13 protein-coding genes and 1 tRNA gene are annotated in these 15,635 nt (G+C 33.1%); 9 read left to right on the forward strand and 5 right to left on the reverse strand.

Annotated features, from left to right (window positions below):
• The first annotated feature begins 1 nt into the window (after position 1).
• The 3 genes from FLV_RS13410 (at position 2) to FLV_RS13420 (ending at position 6,034) form a co-directional block, all read left to right on the forward strand.
• Positions 2 to 1,408, forward strand: a complete 1,407-nt coding sequence (locus FLV_RS13410; RefSeq protein WP_243234534.1) for a RagB/SusD family nutrient uptake outer membrane protein — start codon at positions 2 to 4, stop codon at positions 1,406 to 1,408.
• 31 nt (positions 1,409 to 1,439) lie between these two features.
• Positions 1,440 to 2,834 (forward strand): TlpA family protein disulfide reductase, encoded by a 1,395-nt coding sequence (locus FLV_RS13415; protein WP_243234535.1) that lies wholly within the window; start codon positions 1,440 to 1,442, stop codon positions 2,832 to 2,834.
• 386 nt (positions 2,835 to 3,220) lie between these two features.
• Positions 3,221 to 6,034: a M16 family metallopeptidase gene (locus FLV_RS13420; protein WP_243234536.1), complete on the forward strand. Its 2,814-nt coding sequence runs from the start codon at positions 3,221 to 3,223 to the stop codon at positions 6,032 to 6,034.
• A 340-nt stretch (positions 6,035 to 6,374) separates the two neighbouring features.
• On the opposite strand, the gene FLV_RS13425 is transcribed toward FLV_RS13420, so the two are convergent.
• Positions 6,375 to 6,785 (reverse strand): winged helix-turn-helix transcriptional regulator, encoded by a 411-nt coding sequence (locus FLV_RS13425; RefSeq protein WP_243234537.1) that lies wholly within the window; start codon positions 6,783 to 6,785, stop codon positions 6,375 to 6,377.
• 110 nt (positions 6,786 to 6,895) lie between these two features.
• Between FLV_RS13425 and FLV_RS13430 the strand changes: the two genes are divergently transcribed.
• From FLV_RS13430 to FLV_RS13445, 4 genes are read left to right on the forward strand one after another with little or no spacing between them, the layout of a single operon-like run.
• Positions 6,896 to 7,693, forward strand: a complete 798-nt coding sequence (locus FLV_RS13430) for an SDR family oxidoreductase (protein WP_243234538.1) — start codon at positions 6,896 to 6,898, stop codon at positions 7,691 to 7,693.
• 35 nt (positions 7,694 to 7,728) lie between these two features.
• On the forward strand, positions 7,729 to 8,577 hold the full coding sequence (locus FLV_RS13435; RefSeq protein ID WP_243234539.1) for an alpha/beta fold hydrolase: 849 nt from the start codon (positions 7,729 to 7,731) through the stop codon (positions 8,575 to 8,577).
• A 1-nt stretch (position 8,578) separates the two neighbouring features.
• Positions 8,579 to 9,538 carry an alpha/beta fold hydrolase gene (locus FLV_RS13440; protein ID WP_243234540.1) on the forward strand — a complete coding sequence of 320 codons (960 nt, stop codon included), beginning with the start codon at positions 8,579 to 8,581 and terminating at the stop codon, positions 9,536 to 9,538.
• Between the two features lie 13 nt (positions 9,539 to 9,551).
• Positions 9,552 to 10,556 carry an NADP-dependent oxidoreductase gene (locus FLV_RS13445; RefSeq protein ID WP_243234541.1) on the forward strand — a complete coding sequence of 335 codons (1,005 nt, stop codon included), beginning with the start codon at positions 9,552 to 9,554 and terminating at the stop codon, positions 10,554 to 10,556.
• A 265-nt stretch (positions 10,557 to 10,821) separates the two neighbouring features.
• Here FLV_RS13445 and FLV_RS13450 read toward each other — a convergent pair whose 3' ends face one another.
• The 3 genes from FLV_RS13450 to FLV_RS13460 all read right to left on the reverse strand — a co-directional run bounded on the left by FLV_RS13450 (position 10,822) and on the right by FLV_RS13460 (position 13,220).
• The gene (locus FLV_RS13450; protein WP_243234542.1) at positions 10,822 to 11,205 is read right to left on the reverse strand and encodes a DUF4345 family protein; all 384 of its coding nucleotides are present in this window, start codon (positions 11,203 to 11,205) and stop codon (positions 10,822 to 10,824) included.
• 205 nt (positions 11,206 to 11,410) lie between these two features.
• Positions 11,411 to 12,358 (reverse strand): NADP-dependent oxidoreductase, encoded by a 948-nt coding sequence (locus tag FLV_RS13455; RefSeq protein ID WP_243234543.1) that lies wholly within the window; start codon positions 12,356 to 12,358, stop codon positions 11,411 to 11,413.
• A gap of 61 nt (positions 12,359 to 12,419) precedes the next feature.
• Positions 12,420 to 13,220, reverse strand: a complete 801-nt coding sequence (locus FLV_RS13460; protein ID WP_243234544.1) for an SDR family NAD(P)-dependent oxidoreductase — start codon at positions 13,218 to 13,220, stop codon at positions 12,420 to 12,422.
• Between the two features lie 104 nt (positions 13,221 to 13,324).
• Between FLV_RS13460 and FLV_RS13465 the strand changes: the two genes are divergently transcribed.
• On the forward strand, positions 13,325 to 13,909 hold the full coding sequence (locus FLV_RS13465; protein ID WP_243234545.1) for a TetR/AcrR family transcriptional regulator: 585 nt from the start codon (positions 13,325 to 13,327) through the stop codon (positions 13,907 to 13,909).
• Between the two features lie 134 nt (positions 13,910 to 14,043).
• Here the strand turns inward: FLV_RS13465 and FLV_RS13470 are convergent.
• Positions 14,044 to 14,127 (reverse strand) — tRNA-Tyr (locus tag FLV_RS13470).
• 361 nt (positions 14,128 to 14,488) lie between these two features.
• On the opposite strand from FLV_RS13470, the gene FLV_RS13475 reads away from it, so the two are divergent.
• Positions 14,489 to 15,391: a LamG domain-containing protein gene (locus FLV_RS13475; RefSeq protein ID WP_243234546.1), complete on the forward strand. Its 903-nt coding sequence runs from the start codon at positions 14,489 to 14,491 to the stop codon at positions 15,389 to 15,391.
• The last annotated feature ends 244 nt before the right edge of the window (positions 15,392 to 15,635 follow it).

The following is a 15,635-nucleotide window of genomic DNA, read 5'->3' on the forward strand; positions in this document are numbered from 1 at the left end:
AATGAAAAATATATATATAGTATTGATTTGCCTTATATCTTTAACGGCATGTAACAGAGAGGAGTGGCTGGATATAAAACCAAAAGGTATTATTATTCCTCAAAAAGTTTCAGATTACAGATTACTACTTGATCAGTCTACAATCACTGCAACTTCTAAATCACCAGGGTTTGTAGTTTCACCTGCCAATACAGATTTAATGGCAGATGAATACCAATATGATAATCCAAATGTAAGTTCATTACTGAGTGATTCTGAGGAGAATATGTACTTGTGGAATGATAATTTTTTCAACCCAGATCAGGAAGATCTGGATTGGCAAAAATTATATGGTCAAATATATGTTACCAATCTTGTCTCTGAAGAAATAATGAATGCGGAGGGCAGTACTGATGATAAGTTAACGCTGCTGGCAGAAGCAAAAATTCACAATGCCTATGCTTATTTTTCATTAGTCAATTTATATGCCACCCATTACAATCCGGCAACAGCCTCTAGTGTATTAGCAGTTCCATTTAGAAAAACTACCGATTTAGAAGATGTAAAGTTACCACGTGCGACGGTAAAGGAAATTTATGATCATGTTATAGAAAATATAACCTCTTCCATTCAATACTTGCCAGATTCGCAGGCTAATACAACTCTAAAACACAGACCGGCTAAAGTAACTGCTTATGCATTTTTAGCCAGGGTATATTTATATATGGGCGACTATGAAATGGCATTAAAATACGCAGATATGACACTGGTTCTTAACAACAAGTTACTTAATTATAATACTGTTTCAAATAATCCTTCTTTTAGTATATTAATTAATATGCCACAACCCCAAAATAACCCGGAAGTGATATGGTTAAAAAAATCTGCATTACCCTACAGAACATTAATTCTAACACAGGAACTATATAACTTATACGAGTCTAAAGACCAAAGAAAAAGACAATTTGGACCTTTAAGCAGTTTATTCGGTATTGCCGGAAATGATCAGGTATTTGCAACCTCCTATTTTACAACATTTAGATTTTGTGGGTTTTCTGTACCGGAAACTTTACTGGTAAGAGCGGAATGTAATGCCAGATTAAATCATTTAGATGCCGCTTTAGCCGATATTAACTATTTACGACAAAATCGTATCCCGGCAAGTGATTATGTCGCTTTGACAAGTACCAGCCAAAGCGAAGTTATTAATATAGTGTTAAAACAAAGACGATTAGAGTTAGTAGGGCAGAGTTTACGATTTTTTGACATTAAAAGAATAAATCAGTTTCACAATGCCAATATCAACTTAACTCACAAGTATAATGGACAAACGGCTGAGCTTAAGGCTAACAGTAAAAATTGGGCTGTGCCAATTGCTACAAAATACATTTTAGCAAACCCGGAAATTGGCGAAAATGATCGCGAATAAGAAATTTTAACTATCAATAATTTTAACATAAATGAAATTATCACATAAAATAAAAACATTGCTTGTTTTAACTTTAATGCTAAGCTATGTTTCAGGTATTGCCCAAAAGAAAAATGATTTTGTTGTTTTTTCGGGTGTGATCAGCAATAAGATTGAGGATCAAATCAAGATATATGATTTTCAGAACCAGATTGTTTCAGAAATAAAACTTTCACCCGAAGGTAAGTTTACTGAGACCTTAAAATTAAAAGAGGGTTTCTACACTATGGATCATGGAGATTTTTCTGCTAAATTATTTCTGGAGCCCGGATCAAATTTAAGTATTTCATTTGATGCCAAAGATTTTAAAAAAAGTTTAAAATTTTCAGGTCAGGGAGGGCTAATCAATTCTTATATTCAGAAAAAAGCAAGTAAGAATTGGGGAGTTACAGAGGACGTAAAAAATCGTTATGCACTTAATGAAACAGATTTTAAACGTATGATGACTAAAGCAAAAGTATCAAAAGATTCTCTGCTTCTTAGTCACGTAAATATTTCGGAAAATTTTAAAAATAAAGAAAAAAGGAATATCAATTATGAATATATTAATGAGATGATTAAATATGAAAGTGATCCTGCTCATTACACTCAAAATGCTGATTTTAAAGTGTCAGCAGATTTTTTACCTGAGTTAAAAACATTTGATTATGATAATTCAGAAGATTTTTCTTTCTCAAACTCTTATAAGAATATAGTATTGGGGCACTACAGAAAATTGGGTAAAGAAATTGCAGAAAGAGATAAACATGATAATTATTACCTTTCTTACATCACAGCGGTTTCAACCGCAAAAAATCAGGACATAAAGAATATATTTCTTTATGATCACGCTAAAAATGCAATGGCATATACCAGCGATGTTCAGGAATATTACAAAATATTTATCAATTCATCAACAAATGAGACTAACAATAAAGCGATAAGCGAGATTTATCAAAAATTGCTGCCTCTTTCTAAAGGAAATGCGTCTCCAAAATTTGTTGGTTATGATAATTATAGCGGAGGCAAGGTGTCTTTAGATGATTTAAAAGGGAAATATATTTATATAGACGTATGGGCAACCTGGTGTGGTCCTTGTAAAGTAGAAATTCCACATCTTGGTAAAATTGAAGAAGAATATAAGGGAAAGAATATTCAGTTTTTAAGTATTTCTATAGACAAACGTGCTGATATAGAGAAATGGAAAAAAATGATAAACGATCAAAAAATGGGAGGCATTCAGGTTTTAGCTGATAATGCCTGGGATTCTAAGTTTGTTCAGGATTATTTTATTAAAGGTATCCCACGTTTTATTTTAATTGATCCTCAGGGAAATATAGTCTCATCAAACGCACCAAGACCTTCGGAAGCAAAATTAAGAGATTTGCTTAACGGGCTGAATATTTAGTACAATTGGCAGACTTCGGTTATCGGCTTAATCAATACAAAGATTAAGCTGGTAAAATTGCTGTAACTGCTAAATTAAAATCTAAATGAGAAATTATTTTCTTGCTGTGCTGAGTTTTTAATTTGTCTGGAAAATTCAGTTAAGTCATGATTCGCCTTTAGAATATATCTCAGCAGAAAGGCTGAGCTTTGGAATATTTTTGCTTGCTTTTTCGAAGTGAAGCAAGCTTTAAAATTTTCATTATTTATTATTTTGAATTAGTAAGCAACTGTAAATGATGATAAAGGGTTGTTTATACAGCCCTTTAAAAAAATAAAAGTAATTTTAACAGGCTCTGATAACCAGAAGAAAAAGAAAGTAATCAATCAAATTGTATCCATAAAAAAATGAAACAAATTATAGTATCTCTGTTAGTCTTCGTGTCTTCTTTGATGGTTAAGGCTCAGGAAAATAGTTTAAATGAGGCGCTGCCTACTGATAAAAGTATTGTAAAAGGGGTTTTACCCAATGGTATGACCTATTATATAAAAAAAACCGATGTAGTTAAAGGAGCTGCGAGTTATTATATTATTCAGAATGTGGGTTCTATTCTTGAGAATGATGACCAACAGGGACTTGCCCATTTTTTAGAGCACATGGCTTTTAACGGTACAGAAAGTTTTCCGGGGAAAGGTATTTTGAATACACTTCAAAAAAATGGAGCTGTTTTTGGAAAAGATATCAATGCCTACACTTCTTTTGATGAAACGGTTTACAATATGAATAATATTCCAACCAAGGACGGTTTGGTTGACGTGTGTTTAACCGTTTTAAGAGATTGGTCGAATAAATTATTGTTAACCAATGAAGAAATTGATGCCGAAAGAGGGGTAATCAAAGAAGAATGGCGTACCAGACAAAACGGACAAATGAGACTTTTTGAAAAATCAGTACCCGTTAGTTACAACAATTCTAAGTATGCCCAGAGAATGCCAATAGGATTAATGTCAGTTGTTGAAAAATTTGATTACAAGGCACTTCGTGATTTTTATCATGACTGGTACAGGACAGATTTACAGGCTATCGCTATTATAGGCGATATTGATGTCAAAGAAGTTGAAAAAAAGATTCAGGAAAAATTTTCAGGTATTCAGGCGGTTAAAAATGCTAAACAGCGATTTGTTGTGGATATTCCAGGCAATGAAAAAATGCAATATGTCCTTGGAACCGACCCTGAGATTTCTTCAGCTTCAATAAGTTTAGGGATTCGTCATAATGTATTGAAAGAAGAAACAGCAGGAGATTTAAAACGAGGGCTTTTAGAATCTATAGCTTTGAGCATATTGTCAGAAAGAATATCCGAATTAGCACAGCAACCTACAGTTTCATTTCTTGGCGCACGTGTAGTAAATTCACCTTTGTCAAGAACAAAAAAAGTATTTAATATTGCCATTACTCCTAAACCAAATCAACAGCAAGAAGCTTTCAGTCAGGTTTTAACAGAAATAATCCGGGCAGTGAAATTTGGTTATACAGCATCTGAAATTGAAAGAGCCAAAGAAAACATTAAGACGGCTTATGAAAACCAAATTGCGGCAAAAAATCAAAAAAGCCATGCCAGTATTGAAAATCAGATACAGGAAAATTTCCTGACAAATGCTGTGATTACGGATATTGATAAAGAATATGGTATTGCAAAAGAATTATTAGCCGGAATTACTAATGAAGCGCTTCATGCTACTATAAAAGGATTCTACACTAAAGAAAACAGATTCTTAATTGTTACCGGAGTAGAAGGACAGCAAAATTTATCTGAAGACGAGGCCAATAAAATTATAACAGCATTAGAAAACAGCAGTTCAATTGAACCGTATAAAGAAGAACTTGCAGGAAAAACACTGCTGTCCGGTGTCGAAATTAAACCGGGTACGATTATTGCTGTAAAAGCAGATAAGAAAACAGGAGCTGCTACTTTTTATTTGAGCAACGGTGTTAAAGTACATTATAAGTTTGTTAATAAAGAGAAAAATCAGGTTAGTCTAAACGCAATTAGTAATGGTGGAGTATCACTGTTAAAAGATGCTGATTTGCCTTCTGCAGATTTTGTATCTAATTTAGCTCAGATGTCAGGTCTTGGAGCATTTAATGCTACTGAGCTTAAAAAAATAATGGCAGGTAAAACGGCAGGAGTATCCATAGGGCTAAGTGATATCAATGAATCTGTTTCTGGCCGTTCTAATACCAAAGATGTTGAGACCATGCTGCAGCTCATTCATCTTCATTTTGTAAGACCTCGTTTTGATGCAGAATCATTCAAAGTAATGCAGAGTAATATCAACAATTACATTGTAAGAAGAAGCAAAGATGTGGGCGAAAAAATGAGAGACAGCTTAACACTGGCGCTTTATGGAAAAAATAATCCAAGAGAAGCTCTTTTTAATCAGGACTATGCTGATGCTGTATCATTTGAAAAAATAAAACAGATTTATAAAGAAAGATTTGCGGACATTTCAGACTTTGAATTTTTTATAGTTGGAGATGTCGAAGAAGCTCAGTTGAAGCCTCTTCTTGAAAAATACATTGCAGGGATTAAAACTGAAAATAAAAAAGAGAAGTATCTTGACAATGAATCCGAATGGCTTTCAGCAAGAATTGATAAGGATATTTTTATAGAAATGAAAGATCCTAAGGCTGTTGTCAATATGGTGTATAGAAAAGAGATGCCTTACAGTATTAAAAATACAATTTACAGCAGTGTTTTAGGGAAAATACTTCAGCTGCGAATCACGGCAACAGTACGTGAAGCCGAAGGCGGGGCATACAGTCCAAGTGCTTCTGCAGGTTTTTCGAGAGAACCTAAATCCAGAGCTTTTGTTTCTTTTAGTTTTGACTGTAATCCTGATATGGCTGACAAATTAGTTGCTATTGTCAATGAAGAATTTAAAAAAATTACTGAAGGCAATATCAATGATGAAGATTTAAACAAAATTCGAACCAATCTTTTAAAAGAAAAAGAACAGTCTAAAGATAAAAACTCCTATGATATGCAGCTTATCACTAAATATTACAGATATGGAGAGGATATAAATGATCCTAAAAACTTTGAGGATATTGTAAATAAAATGACTAAAAAAGATATTCAGCTTATAGCAGCGGAAATTCTTAAAGGGGGCAAATCTTATGAAATAGTATTTAAACCTAAACCTAAACCTAAAGTATAAAAAAGACTTATTTTTTGAGTTCAATTTTTAGTGTTAACTTCCCATTAAAATTCATCAAGAATTTATTGGGAAGTTTTTTTTTGTTCTTTTTTATATTTTGTTCGGTTTTTAAAAAAATTGAAAAGCAGTAATGTTATAACTTGAGAAATTTTCAATTAAAAAAAAATCAATTCTTTTTAATTGAAAATTTTAAAAAAAGTAATTATTTATAGCAAAAGAAGTGTTCATTATAAACGGCAAGTAATAGTATTTAACTGCAAATTTTAGACTGTTGAGAAATTCTGAAAAGCTGCTTTAGCTTTTTGTGGCAAATCTAGTTGCAATTCCACTTTTCTTCCCGTCATTCAGCTGTCAATTCTTTTATGATCTGTTTTACAAATTTATCTTTATCATTTTTAGCTTCTTTAATTATCTCCTTTATTTCTTGCGGCATATTGAAATATTTATCAGACCAAATGTAAATTTCCATAATTATAGGCAATAAATCGATTCCTTTTTTACTCAGTCTGTATAAGTTTTTTGCCTTACTTTCAGGGTGTGCTGATTTCTCAATAATGCCATTTTCCTCCAATGCCTTTAGCCTTGATGCTAAAATATTGGTAGCAATGCCTTCTTCCGATTTTAAAAAGTCATTGTAGGTGCCTTTCTTGAAAAATAATAAATCTCTTATAATGAGTAAAGACCATTTGTCGCCAAAGACATCCAATGAGCAGCTTAATGGGCATTCAGACCTTTTTTTGTTTGTTTCCATGATATAAAATAAAAATATTTCAAAAATTAACTTGCATTTTGAAAGTTGTTTGTATATTTGCACTTGCAATTTGCAAGCAAAATTACAATATAAATTTTAAAACAAATAAAATGAGCAAGAATATTTTAATAACAGGAGCTTCTTCGGGTTTTGGTTTGCTTATCGCAAACGAGCTTCATAGAAAGGGTTTTAATGTAATCGGGACAAGCCGAAATCCAGAAAAAATGCAGCCGGCATTACCTTTCAAGCTAATTTCTTTAGATTTAGATTCAGAAGAGTCAATAAACAGTTTACCAAATAGAGTTTTTAAGGAAGTAAGCAGATTGGACATTCTCATCAATAATGCTGGATTTTTGGTCTCTGGAATTGCAGAGGAAACGCCGATTGAATTGGGAAGAAAACAATTGGAAACTAACTTTTGGGGCACAATCAAAGTTACCAACACAATGTTGCCTCATTTTAGAGAACAAAAATCTGGTAAAATAATAACTGTCGGGTCTATTATTGGTTTGGTAGCATTTCCAAATGCAGCTTATTATGCAGCTTCTAAACATGCACTTGAAGGATACTTTAAGGCTTTGCGATATGAATTAGATGGATTTAATATTAAAGTTGCTATGATTGAACCTGCAGCTTTCAAAACCAGTATTCTAGATAATTCTTCATCACCAACCAATAAAATTGAAGACTACAATTCATTGAGAAGCAAAATTGAAAAATTTACAAATGATTTGGTAGATAAAGCTGAAGATCCTGCAATGGTTGCCGAAAAAGTACTGAAAGTAGTTCAAACAGCGAAGCCAAAATTTAGGAATATTGTGGGTAAAGGTACTTCTGTACTGATTAACCTGCAGCATTTTGCTTATGGGATTTTAGAAAAAAATGTTCTTAAGCAATTAAACAAATAAATCAAAAGTTAAGATTTAAATAAAAAAATAAAAAAATGGAAAATAACGCATTAACAACAGAAACACAATATGCAAATATTGAAAACAAACAAATTGCTTACCGTAAAATTGGTGCTGGAACACCGCTGATTCTGGCAAATCGTTTTAGAGGGACTTTAGATACCTGGGATCCTCTCTTTCTTGATTTACTGGCAAAAAATAATACAGTAATTACTTTTGACTATTCAGGTATCGGGTATTCGGAAGGAGAATTACCAATTGATTTGCACGAAGTTGCATCAGAGGTAACAAAAATAGCAGACTACCTGAAATTCGATAAATATTTTGTCGGAGGATGGTCTTATGGTGGTTTGATAGCTCAATACGCTACTTTCCTCTATCCGGCAAGAGTATTAGGTACGATTGTAATAGGCAGTAATCCAATGGGTAAAAACGATGCTCCTCTTTCTCCATTATTTTTAGAAAAAGCATTACAGCCTACCTATACTCCGGAAGATATTATTACCTTATTTTTTGAGCCGGCATCAGAAAAAAGCAGTGCAGCCGGAATTGCATCTTTACAACGTATTGCTCAAAGATATGATGAATCAAAGGTACCTGTTAAGCCTGAAATACTCCAGCGCTATTTTGCAGCTACACCACAATTGACAGAAGACAAAGATAATTTTAGAGAAGGTTACAAAACATTGCAAACTCCTGTATTAGCAATTTCAGGGGATAATGATATTTCATTTGCGGTAGAAAATTGGTTTCCATTATTGAAAAAAGCTCCAACTTTACAACATATTATTTTTCATGCTGCAGGTCATGCACCTCATTATCAATATCCGGAATTGGCTACAACTTACATTACTACTTTCATTAATAATACTATTAATGAGTAAAATGAAAAAGTATTTAATTGCATTTATTCTGTTAATAGGTTATATTAGTAATCTATTTCCACAATCAAATATTTCAAAATCAAATAATTATGAAATTATGACTGCATCAGATTCACCAAGTGTAAATTACACTTATGCTACTGTTCCCACTCAGTTTGTTGAAGCCAACGGAATAAAATTTGCTTACCGCTCTTATGGAAAACAGGGAGACATACCGGTTATATATTTTAATCACCTGACCGCAAATCTTGATAATTGCGATCCAAGAATTATGGACTCTATTGCCCAGTACCGTCATATCATTTCTTTTGATTATCGCGGAGTTGGTGCCAGCACAGGCGAGCAGGGAACAAGTATTGCTGATATGGCAAAAGATGCTGTTGGCTTTATTAATGCTTTAGGATACAAGCAGGTAGATATTGTGGCATTTTCAATGGGTGGTTTTATTACTCAGGAATTACTATTGCAAGAGCCAGCTCTAGCCCGTAAAATTATTCTTGCAGGAACCGGGCCAAGAGGCGGAGAAGGAGTTAGTGATGTGGTTGGTTTAACCTATAAGGATATTTTTAAAGGTCTGTTCACATTCAGAGATCCTAAATTTTATCTGTTTTTTACGCAAAACAAAACAGGCAAACAAGCAGCTCGTGATTTTCTAAAACGTCTAAAAGAAAGAACAGAAAACCGTGATGAAAAAGTAAAATTAAGTGTTTTGAAAAATCAGCTTAAAGCTATTGAAAAATGGGGACATGACAAACCTGCTGATTTAAGTGTTTTCAAACATCCTGTATTAGTAGTTAATGGTGATAATGACAGAATGGTACCAACACCTAATTCCTATGATTTGGCAAAGCGTTTTCCTAATGCTGAAAAAGTAATAATTTATCCAAATTCAGGACATGGAGGTATTTTTCAATATTATGGAGAATTTCTTGAAAAAGCAATACCATTTTTAATTAAATAAAAATCAGATAATAATGAAAGCATTTATAGTAGAAAAATACAGTAAAAAAGAAAAATTACAATTTACCCAAGTAGCAGAACCAATTGCAAAAGAAAATGAAGTTCTGGTTCAAATACATGCAGCAGGTGTCAATCTCTTAGATTCGATGATAAAACAAGGTGAGTTTAAAATCTTTTTACCTTATAAAACCCCAATCATAAATGGACACGATATGGCTGGAACTGTCGTTAAGGTAGGCCCGGGAGTAACGAAATTTAAGATGGGTGATGAAGTTTATTCAAGAGTAGGCGATTACAGAATAGGTACTTTTGCGCAATACATTGCTGTCAATGTAAACGATTTAGCTTTGAAACCAAAAAATCTATCAATGGAAGAGGCTGGTTCTATTCCATTAGTTGGTTTAACAGCCTGGCAGGCATTAGTTGAAATTGCGAAGGTGAAAAAAGGGCAAAAGGTTTTCATACAAGCTGGTTCGGGCGGAGTGGGTACATTTGCAATTCAATTGGCGAAACATTTGGAGGCTTATGTGGCAACAACTACAAGTACAAAAAATATTGATTTGGTAAAAAGTCTTGGCGCAGACTTGGTGATTGATTATAAAACACAAGAGTTTTCTAATCTGCTCAAAGACTATGATGTGGTATTACACAGTAACCGAGAAAAGATAGTATTAGAACAATCGTTAGGAGTCTTAAAAAAAGGAGGTCAGTTAATTTCGTTAGTAGGACCGCCGACACCAGAATATGCACAAGAAATCGGTTTGCCTTGGTATTTAAAATTAGTAACAAAATTGTTAAGTTCCAGTGCCAGGAAAAAAGCAAAGCAATTAAACGTGTCTTTTAAATTCTTATTTATGAGGGCAGAAGGTAATCAATTAGGAGAAATCACAAAGCTCATAGAAGCAGGAATTATTAAGCCTGTTATTGATAAAGTATTTCCATTTGAGCAAATCAATGAAGCATTGTCTTACGTTGAAACCGGAAGGTCAAAAGGAAAAGTTGTTGTTAAGATCAAGTAGTTTGAAAAGGGGTAAACTGCAGTAAATTTTAATAGTTTAGTTTGCTGCATACCGCAGGAAAATATTGTTTTTTAAACTGGATTTTTTGGCAGAGTAAAATATATAAAAATGAAAGAGCGTGCACTATTTTGCATGCTCTTTTTCTTTGTGCATTCAAATTATTATCTCTGCGTTTTTATATACTTCTATATTCCTTATTAATTTTGTAATAACGACTTAAGTTTTTACAAATACCTTTTACTATAAGAGATTAATCTTATTGAGCTTAATTTTTAGAATGACCTGATTGTTTTGATGCAAAATACATTACTATAATAATGTAAAGTTCGGTTATGCATGCCGGTAATAAATCATTTGTGTAACCGTCAAATAGTACGCTGATAATTCTGCAAATCAATATTACACTTATTAGTAATAAAGACGCTTGATACCAGGTTTTATTTTTGGTAATTAAACCCATAAGCATTATTAAACTGCCTCCTATGAGCATGCCTCCGATTGCTCCTCTAAAGGTACTGTAAGTCATTATGCTTAATGGTTTAATGCCATACAATTCAAAAGTATTTAAAGGAGCAAATACATTTACTGCACCTAAAACCAATAAAGGGAGAATTGCCAGTACTACTAAAATATTGATTAGTTGTTTCATATGTTGATTTTTATTGTTTTTAATCGGTCATATGTAATTCGCACATCAACATTGGTGTTAGCGACCAAATTTTGAGTTATGCTCATTTCATTTTTTAATTTTAAAATTTCGCATATATCTGGATTTTGACTTCTATATATTTGTACTAAAAGCCATTGTAAAGATATATGCGAAAAGTGTTATAATTATTTATATTTATCTGTTTTTAAAGATTGACTACAATCTTACCAACAGTCCTGCCTGTTTCTAAATACAAATGTGCTTCTCCCATTTGGTCAAAAGAAAATGTTTTGGAAACGTGCGATTTAACGATGCCATTTTCCAGCAGTTGTGCAAGCTGCAGCATATTTTCACCAGATGACTGTACAAGCAAAAATGATAAATTGACCTCTTTTGATTTTGCTTTTTCAAGTATTTCGTCGGACAAACTGCTGGTTGTAATGGTAATAATTGTACCGCCTTCTTTTATTACCTCTAAAGATTTTAAAATCGTATCGCCTCCAACGGTATCAAGAACAAAATCGACATCTGAAACTATTTCCTGAAATTTTTCTGTTGTATAATCTATATGTTGATCTGCTCCATTTTGTAAAACAAATTCCCTGTTTTTCGCCGATGAAGTACCAATTACATAAGCGCCAAGATGTTTTGCAATTTGTGTAGCATAGTGGCCAACACCGCCCGATGCTGCGTGAATTAAGACTTTGTCTCCTTTCTTTACGTTTGCTTTTTCTACCAAAGCCTGCCAGGCTGTAAGGGCGGCAAGTGTAGCCGATGCCGCTTCCTGATGAGAAATATTTTCGGGTTTTAAAGTTAAATGTGCTGATGGAACTGCAACAAATTCAGCGTAAGCACTTCCTTTTCCAGGAAAATTAGCCATTCCGAAAACATCATCACCTATTTTGAAATCGGTTACCTCATCGCCAACTTCCACCACGGTTCCTGACAGATCCCAGCCAATAACAGCCGGTCTTTCTGAACCAAGAATCCAATTTAATGCTCCCTCATTTGATCTTACTTTATAATCAATTACGTTTACACTTAATGAAATTGTTTTTACCAAAACTTCATTGGCAGTAATACTTGGTTTTGCGCTTTCTGTATATAACAGATTATCAACACTGCCCGGTTCGTTTAAAATTATTGTTTTCATTTATATTTTTTATTGTTTAAGAATATTTTTTCTAAAATCTCATAAGTAAGGGGCTGAATTTCTAATTTATGTTGTATCGCTCTGCAGGCTGGCCAGTTTGTGAGCCCTGCAATAATTTTATACGAGCATCTTCATAAGCATCAATTAGATTCTGGTCGTTTACAGAAGGATGCGTCAGTAATTCGCCTTTATCTAGTCCGGCAAGAATGGCATCAACACATTCTTCGGTTTTCATAATTGTTGACTGCTCCAATGCAGATAAAGGAACACCACCAACCTCCCATATTTCGGTTGCAGTAGTAGCAGGATTTACCAATTGAATATGGATATTTGTTCCTTTTACTTCTTCCTGAAGCCCTTTGGTGTACTGAATAACAAAACCTTTTGTGCCGCTATATATGGCACTTATAGGTAAGGAATAAAAACCGAGCACTGAAGCTATATTAATTAAGGTTCCTTCGTTTTTCTCTAAAAACTGCGGTAAAATAGCATTCGATAATAGCATTAGAGCAGTGATATTTACATTCACCATCTCTTTTTGTTTCTCCACACTAGTCTTAGTAACTGATGTAAGTGTCGAAGTACCAGCGTTGTTAATAAGTAAAGTTACGCTCTTATCATTTCTTAACTCTTCTGCCACTTTTTCTAAATCTGTATCCAAACCTAAATCTGCAACTAAGTTGGTTACCTTAATTCCATATTGGCTTTCCAGTTTTTCAGCAAGTGCATCCAATCTATCCTTACGACGTGCTACTAATTTTAAATCATAACCACGTTTTGCCAGTCTTTCTGCAAATACCTCACCTAAACCTGATGATGCACCAGTTATTACCGCAGTCCCCATTTTATTGTTTTCTTTCATTTTGAAAATATTTAAATTATGTGTTTTTTTAAAGTAAACAGTTCTGTTTACATATTGCAAATGTAAACCGTTTAGTTTACATTTGCAATAAATTTTTTTTATTCATGGAAAAAAAAACAAATCAAGTTTCAAAAGCCCAAAAAAGGGAGGAAATGATTAAAAGTGCTTATGCCATTTTTTACAAAAACGGTTTTCATGCCACCGGTGTAGATACCATCGTTGATAGTACTGGAATATCCAAACGAACACTTTATAAACACTTCACATCAAAAGAGGGACTCATTCTTGCTGCAGTTAATTATTATCACCAAATCATGTATGGAGCAATAGCTGATTATATAGAAAAACCTGTATTAGATAATCCGGTTGATAAGGCTTTAATGATTTTTGACTTTCTTTCAGAACTGGTGGATGCCGGCAATCTTTATGGCTGCTTTGCAATGAATGCAAAAACAGAATATGCGCACAAGGCAGCAGAAATAGAATTAGCTTGTGATGTCCACACAAATGCCTTAAAGGGACTCATTGAAAAGTATCTAGTAGAAGCAGAAATTAAAGAAAGTGAATCGCTTGCTATCCAAATTATCATGTTGTTTGAAGGGGCAATACTGCGAAGCAAAGGGACTGAAAGTTCTTTGCCAATTCAATTAGCCAAGTCTGCCGCTAAAGTACTTTGTAATCAATATTAAGGCGGTTTTAAAAAATATGAAAAGCAGTATAAAACAAAAAAGCCTGCAAATCTTACGATTTGTAGGCTTTACCATGTTTTTTTGGTTTTTTTGAAAAGATTGAAAAACTTTCGTTTCGGCTTCTTTTACCCTTTTGGTGGGGAGAGCAGGATTCGAACCTGCGAAGTTCACACAGCAGATTTACAGTCTGCCCTCGTTGGCCGCTTGAGTATCTCCCCGATCTCAGTTTTGTTGTGCTTTGTTCTTCTAAGCAGTTGCAAATATAGGAACGTTTTCTGCATTTACAAACAAAAAATGAACTTAATTTTAAGTTATTTTTTAATTAGCTGGTATTGAATAAAATAATATTAAAAGATAAATCTTTTTTTTTCTTTAAGACCTGAAATTTCTTTTTTTATGAGATTTACCAGTCTAATTCATTAAGAAAAAACGTTTTTTTATGTATCAAGTTTTGGTTTATATAATTTAAACGATAATTTGAGCCCGTTGACGAGTATATTTCATAAAAATTAGTTTTTTACCTAATTTTAATAGTACTAGAATGATAAAATTGTTTTTAATCCTTAAAAATTAGCTATCATGAAAAAACTACTACTTATGTTAATCATCATTGTCACTTTTAATGTTGATGCTCAGGAACCAATTCAGGAATTTAATTTTAACGGAACACTTCATAACACTCAAAATACCATAACTTTTATGGGAGACGGGAATTATGTTATGGACAGGATGGGAATAACCAAAAGTGCCCAAAGACTCACAAATAAATCATTAGAAGCTATAATTGATAATCTTCCTCAGGGCTCGGGTTCAAGAACAATATCGATATGGGTCAAAATGAACGACATCACTGTTGCAAATTATATTTGGGGATATGGAACACCGTATAACGCTCAGTATTGTGGCTTATTGCATCAGGGAACAACAACCTCAAATGCAAATTTGAATTTTGCCGGATGGGGTGCCTCAAATGATATTATTATCAATGTTGATATAGCTAAAAATACCTGGTATCAATATAGTATTACTTTTGATGGAAAAGTTTCAAAAATATACAGAAATGGATCGCTATTGAAGACAGTTAGTGGAGTTTTCCGTGATACAAAAGGGATAATCTTTAAATTAGGAGAGGTAAATAGGGTAGTGGGAATCAATGCCGACATTGATGATTTAAAAATATACGACATCGCTTTATCAGATGAAGAAATAGTTTCATTATACAATAGTTCAAAACCAGTCGTTCAGGTAGTTTTGGCAACAGCAATAAAATCTTCAAAAACGGCAGTATCCACAAAAAGCACAAATACATCTAAAAGCACTGGTGCAAAAACAAATGATATAGCTGCGAAAAACATTGAAGTTTTTTCTCAGGGCCAAAAAGTTTTAAATGGCGATCAGCAAATGAACATAAGCGAATTACCAGAAGGTACTTATTTATTAAAAATTACTAATGATACTTCTAAAAAAATAACTGCAAAATAAATGCACTATAAAATTACATTTATCTACGAATAGTTTTGATTGGTCTGTAAAAGCTTTCTGTGATTAACGCGGAAAGCTTTTTATAAAAAATCTTTTGAATTGAGTTAAAAGTTAATTTATTGAATTAACCGTATTTATACGTAAGAATAGTGCTTTTTTATTTTGTAAAATTTAAATATTTGATAAAATTATAAGAAAAAAAATAAAAATAAGATAATTTAATTTATTCTTTTCCTGTATTTCA

The organism is Flavobacterium pectinovorum, from assembly GCF_022802975.1.
GTDB classification, from domain to species: Bacteria; Bacteroidota; Bacteroidia; order Flavobacteriales; family Flavobacteriaceae; genus Flavobacterium; species Flavobacterium pectinovorum_B.

Excerpts from the sequence above, each read along its gene's own strand:
- FLV_RS13465 (WP_243234545.1), top strand. The coding sequence starts at position 13,325 with ATGGAAAAAAAAACAAATCAAGTTTCAAAAGCCCAAAAAAGGGAGGAA.
- FLV_RS13475 (WP_243234546.1), top strand. The coding sequence starts at position 14,489 with ATGAAAAAACTACTACTTATGTTAATCATCATTGTCACTTTTAATGTT.
- FLV_RS13425 (WP_243234537.1), bottom strand. The coding sequence starts at position 6,785 with ATGGAAACAAACAAAAAAAGGTCTGAATGCCCATTAAGCTGCTCATTG.
- FLV_RS13415 (WP_243234535.1), top strand. The coding sequence starts at position 1,440 with ATGAAATTATCACATAAAATAAAAACATTGCTTGTTTTAACTTTAATG.
- FLV_RS13445 (WP_243234541.1), top strand. The coding sequence starts at position 9,552 with ATGAAAGCATTTATAGTAGAAAAATACAGTAAAAAAGAAAAATTACAA.
- FLV_RS13410 (WP_243234534.1), top strand. The coding sequence starts at position 2 with ATGAAAAATATATATATAGTATTGATTTGCCTTATATCTTTAACGGCA.
- FLV_RS13440 (WP_243234540.1), top strand. The coding sequence starts at position 8,579 with ATGAAAAAGTATTTAATTGCATTTATTCTGTTAATAGGTTATATTAGT.
- FLV_RS13460 (WP_243234544.1), bottom strand. The coding sequence starts at position 13,220 with ATGAAAGAAAACAATAAAATGGGGACTGCGGTAATAACTGGTGCATCA.
- FLV_RS13420 (WP_243234536.1), top strand. The coding sequence starts at position 3,221 with ATGAAACAAATTATAGTATCTCTGTTAGTCTTCGTGTCTTCTTTGATG.
- FLV_RS13430 (WP_243234538.1), top strand. The coding sequence starts at position 6,896 with ATGAGCAAGAATATTTTAATAACAGGAGCTTCTTCGGGTTTTGGTTTG.
- FLV_RS13450 (WP_243234542.1), bottom strand. The coding sequence starts at position 11,205 with ATGAAACAACTAATCAATATTTTAGTAGTACTGGCAATTCTCCCTTTA.
- FLV_RS13455 (WP_243234543.1), bottom strand. The coding sequence starts at position 12,358 with ATGAAAACAATAATTTTAAACGAACCGGGCAGTGTTGATAATCTGTTA.
- FLV_RS13435 (WP_243234539.1), top strand. The coding sequence starts at position 7,729 with ATGGAAAATAACGCATTAACAACAGAAACACAATATGCAAATATTGAA.